Origin of the sequence: Streptomyces sp. NPDC005574 (assembly GCF_040605435.1) — a bacterium.
Taxonomy (GTDB): Bacteria; Actinomycetota; Actinomycetes; order Streptomycetales; family Streptomycetaceae; genus Streptomyces.
The window spans coordinates 19,710-32,749 of sequence record NZ_JBEXCW010000083.1 but is presented as its reverse complement, the minus strand read 5'-3'; the positions used below and the strand labels follow the sequence as shown (position 1 = coordinate 32,749).

Here is a 13,040-nt window from a genome sequence, read left to right as displayed (position 1 = left end):
TTCGTCGCCCGCGAGGTCTACCGACACCTGCCCCACCCTCAGGTCACCACTGAACAGCTCACACGAGCCGCTTGACGATCTATAGGAGCTTCCACCGGCCCCCGCCCAGGCCGGGCGCCGTGGTGACGGCCGCCCGTACCGGACCCGAACGCCCGGTCAGCCGACGCGAGTTGCCCCACGCGTGCCGGGTCCGGTCAGGACGCGGGGGAGACCTCCGTCTCGCAGCGCAGCCTCCGGTCCCCGCCCAGAGGCCGAACCGGGCCGGTGAGGGTGAGCCGGGACGTGTGCCGGACCTGCGCGCTGGACGGGCCCAACCGCAGTTCCAGCGCGCCCGGTTCGACCACCCGGCGGCCCGAGCGGTCGGTGAACGACGACAGGTCCGCGTGGAAGCGGAAGGTCACCCGCCGCGCCTCGCCCGGCGCCAGCTCCACCCGCTGGTATCCGATCAGCCGGACATCGGGGCGGGTCACCGTGGCCACCGGGTCGTGCAGATACAGCTGTACGACGTCCGCGCCCGCCCGGTCGCCTGTGTTGCGGACCGTGAGCGAGAGGTCGTACGAACCGTCCGTGCCGATCTCCGCCGGGCCGCCCGCGAAGTCCTCCCACGTGAACTCCGTGTAGGAGCGGCCGTGTCCGAAGGCGTACAGCGGGGTCGGGTCCAGGTTGCTGACCTCGCCCGCCAGGCCCAGCGGCGGCTGGAGATAGGTCCACGGCTGGCCCCCGGGCTCCCTCGGGACGCTCACCGGGAGCCGGCCCGAGGGGTTCACCCGGCCCGCGAGGACGCCCGCGACCGCGGGGCCGCCCTCCTCGCCGGGGAAGAACGCCTGGACCACGGCCGCCAGCCGGCCGTCCCAGCGGCCCAGCGCGTACGGGCGGCCGGTCAGCAGGACCAGCACGACCGGCACCCCGGTCGCCGTCAGCGCGTCGAGCAACTCGGCCTGTACGCCCGGCAGTCGCAGATCCGTCACGTCACAGCCCTCGCCTGAGGTGCCCCGGCCGAACAGGCCCGCGCGGTCGCCGAGGACCGCCACGCACACGTCCGCCTCGGCGGTCCGGGCCACGGCCTCGGCGAAGCCCGAGGTGTCCGGGTCGGAGGTGTCGCAGCCCTCGGCGAACGTCACCTTGGCGTCCGGGAGTTCGGTGCGCAGCGAGTCCAGCAGGTCCGGGATGTCGATGCCTGTCGGCACCCCGGGGTGCCGGGTGAGCACGTGGGAGGGGAAGGAGTAGCAGCCCAGCATGGCCAGGGCGTCGGCGGCCCGCGGGCCCACCACGGCGATCCGGGCGTCCGGGGCCAGCGGCAGCGCCCCGTCCGGGTTGTCGAGGAGCACCACCGACCGCTCGGCCAGCCGCCGGGCCAGCGCCCGGTTGGCTGCCGAGTCGAGGTCGACCGGCCCGGCCGGTTCCGGGGTCCAGTCCTCGTCCAGCAGGCCCAGTTCGCACTTCTGCAGCAGGACGCGCCGGGCCGCCCGGTCGATCAGCTCCCGCGGGATGTCGCCGGCCCGTACCGCTTCGAGGAGGGGTGTGCCGTAGCACTTGAGCGTCGGCAGTTCCACGTCGATGCCGGCGGCCAGCGCCGCGTGCGCCGCCTCGGCCGGTGAACCGGCCACCCGGTGCAGGGTCTCCAGGAAGCCGATGCCGAAGTAGTCCGCGACCACCGTGCCGGTGAACCCCCAGTCCTCCCGCAGCAGTTCGGTGAGCAGGCCGGGGTCGGCCGAGGCCGGGACGCCGTCCGTGTCGGTGTACGCGGCCATCACCGAGCGCGCGCCGCCCTCCCGCAAGGCCATCTCGAATGGCGGGAGCGTCACGTCGGCGAACTCCCGGACGCCCGCCCGCACCGGAGCGAGGTTGCGGGCGCCGGCCGAGGAGGCGTACCCGGCGAAGTGCTTGAGCGTGGCGACGACCCCGGCGGACTCCAGACCGCGCACGTAGGCGGCGCCGACCGTCCCCACCAGGTACGGGTCCTCCCCGATGGTCTCCTCGACCCGGCCCCAGCGCGGATCACGGACGACGTCCAGGACGGGGGCGAGGCCCTGGTGGACACCGGCCGAGCGCAGATCGCTGCCGATGTGCCGGCCCAGCTCCTCGACCAGCTCCGGGTCGAAGCCGGCGCCCCAGGCCAGCGGCACGGGGTACGCGGTGGCGCCCCAGGCGGTGAAACCGGCCAGGCACTCCTCGTGGGCGACGGCCGGGATGCCGAAACGGCCGGCCGCGGTGATACGGCGCTGGGCGCGCGCCAGTGCCTGCGCGCCCAGCGCCGGGTCCACCGGGGCGGTGCCGAACGAGCGGGTCAGCTGGCCGAGCCCGTGGGTGATCAGCTCGTCCCAGTCGTAGGCGGCGGTCATCTCGCTCTGCAGGGGGGCGACTCCGTCACCGTCCGTGGCGGCGCCCACCCACACGCCGTACAGCTGGGCGGTCTTCTCCTCCAGGGTCATCCGGGAGAGGAGGTCGTCGACGCGGGCGGCGGCGGGCCGGGCGGGGTCACGCCAGGGGGCGGTGGTCATGAAACTCCTGTCAGGGTGGAGAGCCCTCACGAACGCTTCCTGCGAATGTTTCGTTGGAGAAACCGAATGTTTTGGGAACCTAGGGCGGTGGAGAGGGTTCGTCAAGAGGTGCCGCAGGGATACGATCGCCGCCATGACACCTCCGGAGCCCGCTGAAACCCGGACGACGACCGGGACGACCGGACGGTCCGCGCAGACCGCGACGCTCGCCGAGATCGCCCGCGAGGCCGGCGTGTCGGCGCCGACAGTTTCGAAGGTCCTCAACGGCCGTGCCGACGTCGCCCCCGGGACCCGCAGCCGCGTCGAGGAACTGCTGCGGGTCCACGGCTACCGGCGCCGGCGCGCCGAGGCGAGCCGTTCCCCGCTGATCGACCTGGTCTTCCACGAGCTGGAGAGCGCGTGGGCGATGGAGGTCATCCGGGGCGTCGAGAACGTGGCCCGGGGCGCCGGCCTGAGCGTCGTGCTGAGCGAGAGCGCGGGACGCCTCACCCCGGGCCGGACCTGGGCCGACCAGGTCGCCGCCCGCCGCCCGCACGGCGTGATCCTGGTGCTGTCGGGGCTCGACGAGTCCCAGCGTGCCCTGCTGCACAGCCGGTCCATCCCGTTCGTGGTGATGGACCCGGCCGGCGACCCGGGCGCGGACGTGCCTTCGATCGGCGCCACCAACTGGCAGGGCGGGCTCGCCGCCACCCGGCATCTGGTGGAGCTCGGGCACACCCGCATCGGCGCGATCAGCGGACCGTCCCGGATCATGTGCAGCCGGGCCCGCGTCGACGGCTACCGGGCCGCGCTGGAGACGGCCGGCCTGCCCGTCGACCCGCAGCTGATCACGGCCGGCGACTTCCACCACGAGGCCGGCTACCGGCGGGGCCTCGAACTGCTGCGCCGCCCGGACCGGCCCACCGCCGTGTTCGCCGGCAACGACCTCCAGGCGCTCGGACTGTACGAGGCGGCGCGCGAACTGGGCCTGCGCATTCCGGAGGACCTGAGCGTGGTCGGGTTCGACGACCTGCCGGTGGCCCGCTGGGTCGGCCCGCCGCTGACGACCGTACGGCAGCCGCTGACCGAGATGGCCGAGGCGGCGGCGAAGCTGGTGCTCGACCTCGGGCGGGAGGACGGGGCCTCGGCGACGGCCACCCGCGTGGAACTGGCGACCAGTCTGGTGGTGCGCAGCAGCACGGCGCCGCCGCCGGAGCGGTAGGGGAGGGGAGCCGTGGCGGAGCGCGCGCCGGACAGTCCTCGAAGCGATTCGGTCGCACGGCCGAAACTTTCGGCGAGCCGAGACCGTCGGCGGGACGGGCTGAAGCGGTCCTGAGAACGTGAGATTTTCCGAAGAAAACCGGTCCCGGCCGCTCCCCCTAACAGTCTCCTAATAATTCGGACCTATGTTCCTCTCGTGACCTCAGACGAAGCGAGCGGCGACGCGGGCATACGGGTGGCCCGGCGGGCGAGAGTCCTGAAGGTCGCCGGCCTCGCCCTGGCGGGCGCCCTGGTGCTGGGCGTCGGGGCGGCGGGCTGGGCCTACTGGCATCTGAACAACAACATCAAGAGCGTCGACATCGACAGCGCCCTCGGTGACGACCGCCCGGCGAGGGCGGTGACCACCCCGGCGCCCTCCGGTTCCGCGACCCCGCTGCCCACCGAGGCCCTGAACATCCTGGTGCTGGGCTCGGACTCGCGCAGCGGCAGGGCGAACAAGGCCCTCGGCGGCGGTGACAGCACCGGCGCCCGCTCCGACACCGCGATGGTCGTCCACCTCGACGCCGGCCGGACCACCGCCACCGTCGTCAGCATCCCGCGCGACACGCTCGTCACCCGCCCGTCCTGCCCGCTGCCGTCCGGCGGGACCTCGGTCGTCGCCTACGGTTCCATGTTCAACAGCGCCTACTCGGTGGGCGGTCCGGTGTGCGCGGTCAAGACGGTCGAGGCGCTCACCGACGTCCGCATGGACCACTACGTCGAGATCGACTTCGCGGGCTTCGCGAAGCTGGTCGACGCGCTCGGCGGGGTCACCGTCACCACGGACGAGGACATCGACGACGACGACAGCCACCTGCACCTCAAGGCCGGCACCCACGACCTCGACGGGACCCGGGCACTCGCCCTGGCCCGCACCCGGCACGGTATAGGCGACGGCAGCGACCTGGGCCGCATAGGGCTCCAGCAGAAGCTGGTGAAGGCCCTGCTGGAACAGATCTCCTCGACGAACCTCCTGTCGGACCCCACCAAGTTGTACGAGGTCGCCGACGCGGTGACCGGCAGCCTGACCACGGACACCGGTCTCGACTCCCTCACCGAACTGATGCGCCTGGGCCAGAGCCTGAAGGGCCTGTCGGCCGACGAGGTCACCACGGTGACCATGCCGGTGGTGCAGGCGCCCTCGGACCACAACCGGGTGGTCGCCGACGAACCCGAGGCGAGCGACCTGTGGAAGTCGCTGCGCTGACCGCGCGCTGGAAGTCGCTGCGCTGACCGCGCGCTGGAGGTCGCTGCGCTGACCGCGCGCTGGAGGTCGCTGCGCTGACCGCGCGCTGGAGGTCGCTGCGCCGACCGCGCGCCGGAGGCCGCCGTGCCGACCGCGTCCGCTCCGGCGCCGACGGGGGAGCCAAAAAAACCTCGGCGGATGTCGGCCCGCGTGTCGATCCCGGTGTCCCCCGTTCGACGCAGGGGTGAGAGGCCGGAAGGAACCGGCCGCACAGGACACGAGGAGCCATCATGCCGCGCTATCTCTCCATGATCCGTATCGACGAGTCGGCCGCCCCCGCCGAGGGCCCCAGCGACGCGCTGATGCAGCGGATGGGCGAGCTGATCGAGGAGATGACGAAGGCGGGGGTCCTGCTCGACACCGCCGGTCTCACTCCGTCGGCCCAGGGCACCCGGGTGCACTACGAGGGCGGACAGCTGTCCGTGACCGACGGGCCCTTCACCGAGTCCAAGGAGGTCGTCGGCGGGTACGCCCTCGTCCAGGCCAAGGACATGGCCGAGGCGATCGAGTGGACGAAGAGGTTCCTGAAGGTGCACGAGGAGCACTGGACGGTGACCTGTGAGGTGCGGGAGGTCATGGAGGGCTGAGCCCTCCTTGGTCCGGGGCCGCCGGGGGTGTTGCATGGAGGGCTGTGACCCCACAGCCCTCCGCAGACCTGCCCCCCGAAGCCCCGACGGACGCCGCAGGCATCACGGACGCCACGGACGCCACGGACGCCACGGACCGGACGCCCGCCCCCACCGGGGCGGCGGCACCCCACAGCGGCCGCACGGGCGAGCCCCGCACCGGCGGCCCAGGTGACGCCTCCGCCGACGCCCGTCGCACCGTGGAGACCGTCTTCCGGATCGAGTCGCCGCGCATCATCGCCGGCGTCGCCCGGATCGTCCGGGACGTCGGTATCGCCGAGGAACTCGCGCAGGACGCGCTGGTGGCCGCCTTGGAGCAGTGGCCGCGGGACGGGGTGCCGGACAACCCGGGCGCCTGGCTCATGGCCGCCGCCCGGCACCGCGCGGTCGACCTGATCCGGCGCCGGGAGAACTACGCGCGCAAGCTCCAGGAGATCGGCCGCCGCCTGGAGACCGCGGCGCCGCCCGAGGAGCCCGCCGATCCCGACGACATCGACGACGACCTGCTCCGGCTGGTCTTCACCGCCTGCCACCCCGTGCTGTCGCCGGAGGCGCGCGGCGCGCTCACCCTGCGCCTGCTGGGCGGTCTCACGACGACCGAGATCGCCCGCGCGTTCCTGGTCCCGGAGGCGACGGTCGCCCAGCGGATCGTGCGCGCGAAGCGGACCCTGGCGACGCGGAACGTGGCGTTCGAGGTGCCCTACGGGCCCGACCGCGAGGCGCGTCTCGGGTCCGTCCTGGACGTCATCTACCTGATCTTCAACGAGGGTTACGCGGCGACGGCCGGCGACGACTGGCTGCGGCCGTCGCTCTGCGAGGACGCCCTGCGGCTGGCCCGGGTGCTCGCCGGACTGATGCCGAAGGAGGCGGAGGTGCACGGCCTGGTCTCGCTCCTGGAGTTCCAGACCTCCCGGTCCGCCGCCCGCACCGGCCGCGGCGGCGAGCCCGTCCTGCTCCGGGACCAGAACCGGCGCCGCTGGAACCGCATGCTCATCGGCCGCGGCATCACCGCCCTCGATCGCGCCACGGCCGCCGCGACCGGCGTCCCGGGGCCGTACGCCCTCCAGGCCGCCATCGCCGCCTGCCACGCGCTCGCGTACTCCTACGAGGAGACCGACTGGCCGAGGATCGCCACCCTCTACGCCCTGCTCGCGGCCCGCGCCCCGTCCCCGGTGGTCGAGCTGAACCGCGCCGTCGCCGTGTCGATGGCGCACGGACCCGCCCCGGCGCTGGAGATCGTGGACGCCCTGACGGCCGAACCGGCCCTGCGTGAGTACCACTTGCTGCCGAGTGTGCGGGGCGACCTGCTGGCCCGGCTCGGGCGCGGGGGCGAGGCCCGCGAGGAGTTCGTCCGGGCCGCGGGTCTCGCGCGCAACGTACGGGAGCGGGAGTTGCTGCTGGCCCGGGCGGCGGAGTGCGGTCCGTGACCCGCGATCGGTCAGTTGTTCACTCGTAACTCTGTTCCCACAGTGGCTCGTTGGGCACTACAGTGATCCGGCCGCTGTGGTACGGCTGTGAGGTCGACGGGGGGAACGTGCCGACCCGGCCCGCGCGCGGCACTTCCGAGGTCACGTCACGTGATCCAGCGATTCACTGATCCTGGGGGGATCGAGTTTTGAGACTCTTCACGCGCCGCCGTGCCGCGGCGCTCGCGACCGCGGCGGTGCTCGCCGCGGTGGGCACCCTGGCCACCGCTCCGGGTGCCGTCGCCGACGACGCCGGGTCCTGGCCCGGCACCGAGGGCAGGATCCTCGTCGACGGCGGCACGCTGATCGACCCGGCGACCGGCAAGGCCACCGCGATCCCGAACGTGGGCGGCGACCACGCCGCCTGGGCGCCGGACGGCAGCCGGCTGATCTCCAGCGCGGGCCAGATCCGCAGCTTCCGTCCCGGCGGCTCCTCGAAGATCACCCTGCCCTGGGCCGAGGGCGTGCGCGCCAGCGGCGCGTACGAGGACCTGGCCTACGGCTGGGACGGCCGGTACGTCGTCTTCTCCACCGCCGGCCAGCTCGTCTACGGCCCCTCGGACGGCTCGTGGGCGGCCCGGCCGCTGCTCACCGACGCCCTGGAACCCGACACGGTCTGCGACACCCACCCGACCGTCAGCCCGTCGGGACTGGTCGCCTTCCAGCGCAACGTCCACTACGGCTGCTACGACAACGCCGGCGTGTACACCTACGACGCGACGACGAAGAAGGTCAAGCGGGTCCTGGCCGACGCGGAGCAGCCGGACTGGTCGCCCGACGGCACCAGGCTGTCCTTCGTCCGCAAGGACGCCGACGGCAACGACCAGGTGTTCACGGCGAACGCCGACGGCACCGGCGTCAAGCAGCTGACCACGGGCCCGCGTCGGTACGCCAACCCGTCCTGGTCGCCGACCGGCACCCGGATCGTCTTCGACGCCCACACCGGGTCGGGCAGCGGCGACGTGCACACCATCGAGTACGCCGACGTGGCCACCGGCGAGCTGACCAAGGTCGCGGACACCCAGGGGGAGTTCTTCAGTGACAACCCCAGCTGGCAGCCGCTGCGCAAGAACAGCGCCGCCCGGGTCTGGGGCGCCGACAGCTACGCCACCGACATCGCCTCCTCCCGCTGGAGCTGGAACACGCTGGGCCACAGCCAGCCCGGCCTGCTGAACGCCAAGTCCGCGGTGCTGGTCGACCGGGACGACGCCGCGTACTCGCTGACCGCGCCCGCGCTGGCCGGCAAGAAGCGGGGCCCGGTGCTGATGACCCCGAAGTCGGGTCTGTCGACCGCGGTGAAGAACGAGCTGAAGCGCATGCTCAAGAAGGGCGCCAACGTCTACCTCGTGGGCGGCGCGTCCATCGTCTCCACGCACGTCTCCACGCAGCTGAAGGCCCTCGGCTACGTGCCCAAGCGGCTGTCCGGCACGGACCGCTACGCGACCTCCGTCGCGGTGGCCAAGTCCGTGAGCACCAGCCCCGAATACGTGTTCCTGGCCAGCGGCACCGACTACAAGGCGGCCCTGCCGGCCGCCGCGGCGGCCGGCGCCGAGGGGACGAGCAGCACGGGCGGCCTGGTCCTCACCAACGGCCGGAAGCTGACGGCGTCGGTGAAGTCGTACCTCAACGGCCTCAACCCGTCCAAGACCATGGTCATCGCGGTCGGTTCCGACGCGAAGTACGCGCTGACCCACACGTCGTTCTCCCGCTGGCCGTCGACGTACTACTACTACCCGGTCACCGCGAGCACCGACGCGGGCCTGTCGGTGGCCGTCGCCAAGTTCTGGTGGACGACGCCCGGCCAGGCGACCCTCGCGTACACCGGCTCGTGGCGCGACGGCGTCTCCGCGGGTTCGGCGATGAACATCTACGGCCCGATCCTGTGGACCTCGCGGCCGGCTCTGTCGAGTGAGGTCAAGAGCTACCTGCTGCGCGAGTCCGCGGGCACCCAGGCCGTGATCGCGTTCGGCCCCACCGCCTCGGTCACCACGGGCGCGCTGAACACGGCCGGCGCCTCGATCAGCGCGAGCTCCGGCCAGGTCGTCTACCGGCCGTACTACAACGGCGTTCCGGTGACGAGCGCGCAGGCGCTGTCCCGGGGCGCGGACGGCGGCGCCGCTCCGGCGACCGCGGTCACGTCCGGTCCGGTGGCCGCCGAGCCGCACCTGGGCTCGCTCAGGACGGCGCACCGCCAGTAGCGGACGCGGTCGCGGGCGCGCCCACCAGCATGGTCGGCGCGCCCGCGACGCGGGTCAGGAACACGGTCGCCGCGTTGCGCCCCCGCGGCTTGACCTTCCTGCGCAGTTCCTCCGGTTCGACCGCCGACCCCCGCTTCTTCACGGTCAGCACCCCGACCTCCCGCTCCCGCAGCAGCGCCTTCAACTTCTTGACGCTGAAGGGCAGTTGATCGGTGATCTCGTACGCGGTGGCGTACGGCGTCGGCCGCAGTTCGTCGGCGGTGACGTACGCGATGGTCTCGTCGACCAGGCCCCCGTCGAGTTGCCGCGCCACCTCGGCCACCAGATGGGACCGGATGACGGCGCCGTCCGGCTCGTAGAGGTAGCGCCCCACCGGTCGTACGGCGGGATCGGGCAGTCCGGCGGAGAGCAGCGCGCGGGGTCCCGGCAGCAGGGTCGCGCGCACCGCGCCGGGCTCGGTGCCGAACCACAGCACCGCCTCCTTCACGTCCCCGCCGTCGGAGATCCACTCGGCCTCGGCCTCGGCCGGGACCGCCTCGTGCGGGATACCGGGAGCGATCTTCAGGGCGGCGTGCGGCGCCCCACGGGCCGCCTGAACCGCCCAGGACAGCGGCGGTGAGTACCCCTCCGGGTCGAAGATCCGGCCCCGGCCGCCACGCCGGCCGGGGTCCACGAACACGGCGTCCCAGCCGGCCGTGTCCACCTCGGTGACGTCCGCCTCCAGCACCTCGATCAGGTCGGTGAGCCCGAGTGCCTCCGCGTTCGCGCGCGCCGTCGCCGCCGTCAGCGGGTCCCGGTCCACGGCGAGGACCCGGATGCCGGCGCGGGCCAGCGCGATCGCGTCCCCGCCGATGCCGCAGCACAGGTCGGCGACGGAGGTGACGCCGAGCGCCTTGAGACGGTCGGCGCGGTAGGTGGCGACGCTGGTCCGGGTGGACTGTTCGACGCCGTTCGGCGTGAAGAACATCCGTTCCGCGTCCTCGGCACCGAACTTCACCGCCGCCCGCTGCCGCAGCCGCGCCTGTCCGAGCGCCGCCGACACCAGCTCGGCGGGGTGCTCGCGGCGCAGCCGGGTGGCGACGGTGAGTTCGCGCGCCGGATCGGTGCCGCGCACCTCGTCGAGGAGGGCGCGGCCTTCGGGGGTGCGGAGGGCGTCGAGGTCGTTCACCGGGTCATTGTGGGCCAGTCGGTGGACGGTCCGCCTCCGGCCCTCGCCCGAGCCGGGGTGTCGGACGGGGGCGGGGGTGTTGACCTGCGAAGATCCGGTCCCATGCGAGTAGTAGGACAAAACTACAAAAATCGGCCCGCTCTGCGATCCCGGGTGCGCGGCACGGTCGCCGTGCTCGCCGTCACCGCCCTCGCCGCGAGCTGCGCGCAGGGAGGCCCGCCCCGGGTGCGGCCCGCGCACGGACAGCCGCCCCTGCACGCGCCCCAGGCCCGCGCCCTCCAGGGCTACGCCGAGCGGCTGAGCGCCGCGCACGCCGCCCGGGTCGCCGCCGCGAGGCGCTGGGGCCTGGCGCGGGTCCCGCTCACGGCCCCCGCGCCGCCCGCCGAGAAACCGGTGATCACCACCCGCAAGGGCTTCGAGGTGCGCGACCACGAGGACCTGCGCCTCCCCCCGGTCTTCACCACCGTCCCCACCCGGCAGAAGGTCGTCTTCCTCACCCTCGACGACGGCGCCGAGAAGGACCCGGCGTTCCTGCGCATGACGAGCGAGCTGAAGATCCCGTACACCGCCTTCCTCAGCGACTTCCTGATCAGGAAGGACTACGGCTACTTCGGCCGCATGCAGCGCTCGGGGGTGACCCTGAACAACCACACCCTGCACCACCTCTACCTGCCGGCCCTGTCCTACGCCCGCCAGAAGCACGAGATCTGCGGCATGCAGGACGTGATCGAGCAGCAGTACGGCAGGCGCCCGGCCCTCTTCCGCCCGCCCTACGGCAACTACGACGCCGACACCCTGCGCGCAGCCCGGTCCTGCGGCATCCGCTACGCCCCACTCTGGGACGAGGAGGTCTTCGTCGACCACTGGGAGTACCGCGAGTGGGACCAGGACCTGCACCCCGGTGACATCGTCCTCAGCCACTTCCGCGGCCCCCGCGACTGGAAGGGCACGATGCCCGACATGGTCCGCCGCTTCCTCGACAAGGTCACCGCCAAGGGCTACGCGGTGGCCCGGCTGGAGGACTACCTGTGAGCCGGCACAGGCAGGCGTGGCACGCGCTGACCGCCGGGCTGCTGGGGGTGGCGCTGCTCGCCGGCTGCGCCCAGTCCGTCGATCCCATCGAGCGGCTCGGCAAGAAGGCGGCCCAGCGGGTACGGAGGGAACCGGCCACGCCGGGGGAGCCCGCGTACCGCCGCTGGGGCCTCGCGGTCCCGCTGCCGCCCGCGCCCCGGGTGCCCGCCCGGCTGCCCGCCGCCCGCACGGCGGGCCCCGGCCTGCCGCCCGTGGTGGACCGGGTGCGCACCCGCGACCGGGTCGTCTTCCTCACCTACGACGACGGCGCCGAGCAGGACCCGAGGTTCGTCGACATGGTGCGTGAACTGCGGCTCCCCGTCAGCCTGTTCCTCACCGACAGCGTCGTCGGTCCGGGCTACGGCCACTTCGCGCGGCTCCAGGCGGTCGGCGCGACCGTCCAGAACCACACCCTCGACCACTCCGCCCTGCGCGGCCTGCCGTACGCCGGCCAGCGCGCCGAGATCTGCGGCCAGCAGGACAAGCTGAAGTCCCGCTTCGGCGTCCGCCCCCGCTTCTTCCGGCCCCCCTACGGCACGTACGACACGACCACCCTGCGCGCCGCCGCCGACTGCGGCCTCTCGGCGGTCGTCCGCTGGCGCGCCTCGGTGGAGGGCGGCGGCGACCTGACGTACACCCGGGGCGAGCCCCGCCTCCAGCCCGGTGACATCGTCTCGGTCGCCTCGGGCGAGTCGACGGACCTCAGCCTCAGAGCCCGCACCACCCGCCTGCTGCGGGAGACACAGCAGCGGGGCCTGACGGTCGCCCGCCTGGAGGACTACCTGTAAGTGGTGACTGGTCCTGATGCCTGGTGACTGGTCCGGGCCATCCAGCCCGTCCGGCTTGAGGACGAGGCATGGGGGGCCGAAGGCGAGGCCCGGAGGGCCGAAGAGGGGGCCTGGGGGCGGCAGCCCCCCGACCGACGCACACCCGAACAGGGGGCACCAGGGGGCGCGCGCCCACGAGAAACCGACGCCACGCGCCGCCGGCAATTGGCACTCCGCTTGACCGAGTGCTAATCCCGGTCATAGTCTCGGACCTGGCACTCCCCCCTGGAGAGTGCCAACCAGCGACAGGCAGGTCCGGCACCCGCGACGACGGATCGACCTGGTCGCCACCCCAGACAGTTAGCCCCGTGAGATCTCCGAAGGGGGAGGTCGGATCGTGACGACCACCAGCTCCAAGGTTGCCATCAAGCCGCTCGAGGACCGCATTGTGGTCCAGCCGCTCGACGCCGAGCAGACCACCGCCTCTGGCCTGGTCATCCCGGACACAGCCAAGGAGAAGCCCCAGGAGGGCGTCGTCCTTGCCGTGGGTCCGGGCCGCTTCGAGAACGGCGAGCGCCTGCCGCTCGACGTGAAGACCGGCGACATCGTGCTGTACAGCAAGTACGGCGGCACCGAAGTGAAGTACAACGGCGAGGAGTACCTCGTCCTCTCCGCTCGCGACGTCCTCGCGATCATCGAGAAGTAGTTCGCTTCGAAGCACACTGCATTGAGCTGCGCCCCTGGCCCCCGCGATCACT

Annotated in this window: 10 protein-coding genes; 8 read left to right on the top strand and 2 right to left on the bottom strand. The window is 72.9% G+C overall.

Annotated elements, in window-relative coordinates; genetic code table 11:
• Positions 1 to 194 precede the first annotated feature (194 nt).
• Positions 195 to 2,501 (bottom strand): glycoside hydrolase family 3 N-terminal domain-containing protein, encoded by a 2,307-nt coding sequence (locus tag ABZT03_RS34070; protein ID WP_356046652.1) that lies wholly within the window; start codon positions 2,499 to 2,501, stop codon positions 195 to 197.
• A 133-nt stretch (positions 2,502 to 2,634) separates the two neighbouring features.
• On the opposite strand from ABZT03_RS34070, the gene ABZT03_RS34065 reads away from it, so the two are divergent.
• From ABZT03_RS34065 to ABZT03_RS34045, 5 genes are all read left to right on the top strand, one after another.
• A complete protein-coding gene (locus ABZT03_RS34065; protein WP_356046650.1) occupies positions 2,635 to 3,702 on the top strand; it encodes a LacI family DNA-binding transcriptional regulator in 1,068 nt (355 codons plus the stop codon).
• A 195-nt stretch (positions 3,703 to 3,897) separates the two neighbouring features.
• On the top strand, positions 3,898 to 4,947 hold the full coding sequence (locus tag ABZT03_RS34060; RefSeq protein ID WP_356046648.1) for an LCP family protein: 1,050 nt from the start codon (positions 3,898 to 3,900) through the stop codon (positions 4,945 to 4,947).
• Between the two features lie 269 nt (positions 4,948 to 5,216).
• Positions 5,217 to 5,573 carry a YciI family protein gene (locus ABZT03_RS34055; RefSeq protein ID WP_356046646.1) on the top strand — a complete coding sequence of 119 codons (357 nt, stop codon included), beginning with the start codon at positions 5,217 to 5,219 and terminating at the stop codon, positions 5,571 to 5,573.
• A 239-nt stretch (positions 5,574 to 5,812) separates the two neighbouring features.
• The gene (locus ABZT03_RS34050) at positions 5,813 to 7,039 is read left to right on the top strand and encodes a sigma-70 family RNA polymerase sigma factor (protein ID WP_356046656.1); all 1,227 of its coding nucleotides are present in this window, start codon (positions 5,813 to 5,815) and stop codon (positions 7,037 to 7,039) included.
• Positions 7,040 to 7,227: 188 nt separating this feature from the next.
• Positions 7,228 to 9,276 (top strand): cell wall-binding repeat-containing protein, encoded by a 2,049-nt coding sequence (locus tag ABZT03_RS34045; protein WP_356046644.1) that lies wholly within the window; start codon positions 7,228 to 7,230, stop codon positions 9,274 to 9,276.
• On the opposite strand, the gene ABZT03_RS34040 is transcribed toward ABZT03_RS34045, so the two are convergent.
• Positions 9,254 to 10,444: a methyltransferase domain-containing protein gene (locus ABZT03_RS34040; protein WP_356046642.1), complete on the bottom strand. Its 1,191-nt coding sequence runs from the start codon at positions 10,442 to 10,444 to the stop codon at positions 9,254 to 9,256. The two genes, ABZT03_RS34045 and ABZT03_RS34040, sit on opposite strands and share 23 nt — an antisense overlap.
• A 102-nt stretch (positions 10,445 to 10,546) precedes the next feature.
• On the opposite strand from ABZT03_RS34040, the gene ABZT03_RS34035 reads away from it, so the two are divergent.
• The 3 genes from ABZT03_RS34035 to groES all read left to right on the top strand — a co-directional run bounded on the left by ABZT03_RS34035 (position 10,547) and on the right by groES (position 12,988).
• A complete protein-coding gene (locus ABZT03_RS34035) occupies positions 10,547 to 11,476 on the top strand; it encodes a polysaccharide deacetylase family protein (protein ID WP_356046640.1) in 930 nt (309 codons plus the stop codon).
• A complete protein-coding gene (locus ABZT03_RS34030; protein ID WP_356046639.1) occupies positions 11,473 to 12,303 on the top strand; it encodes a polysaccharide deacetylase family protein in 831 nt (276 codons plus the stop codon). The genes ABZT03_RS34035 and ABZT03_RS34030 overlap by 4 nt, the downstream gene beginning before the upstream one ends.
• A gap of 376 nt (positions 12,304 to 12,679) precedes the next feature.
• Positions 12,680 to 12,988, top strand: coding sequence for a co-chaperone GroES (gene groES, locus ABZT03_RS34025; RefSeq protein WP_003998759.1), 309 nt, complete (start codon positions 12,680 to 12,682; stop codon positions 12,986 to 12,988).
• Positions 12,989 to 13,040: the final 52 nt, after the last annotated feature.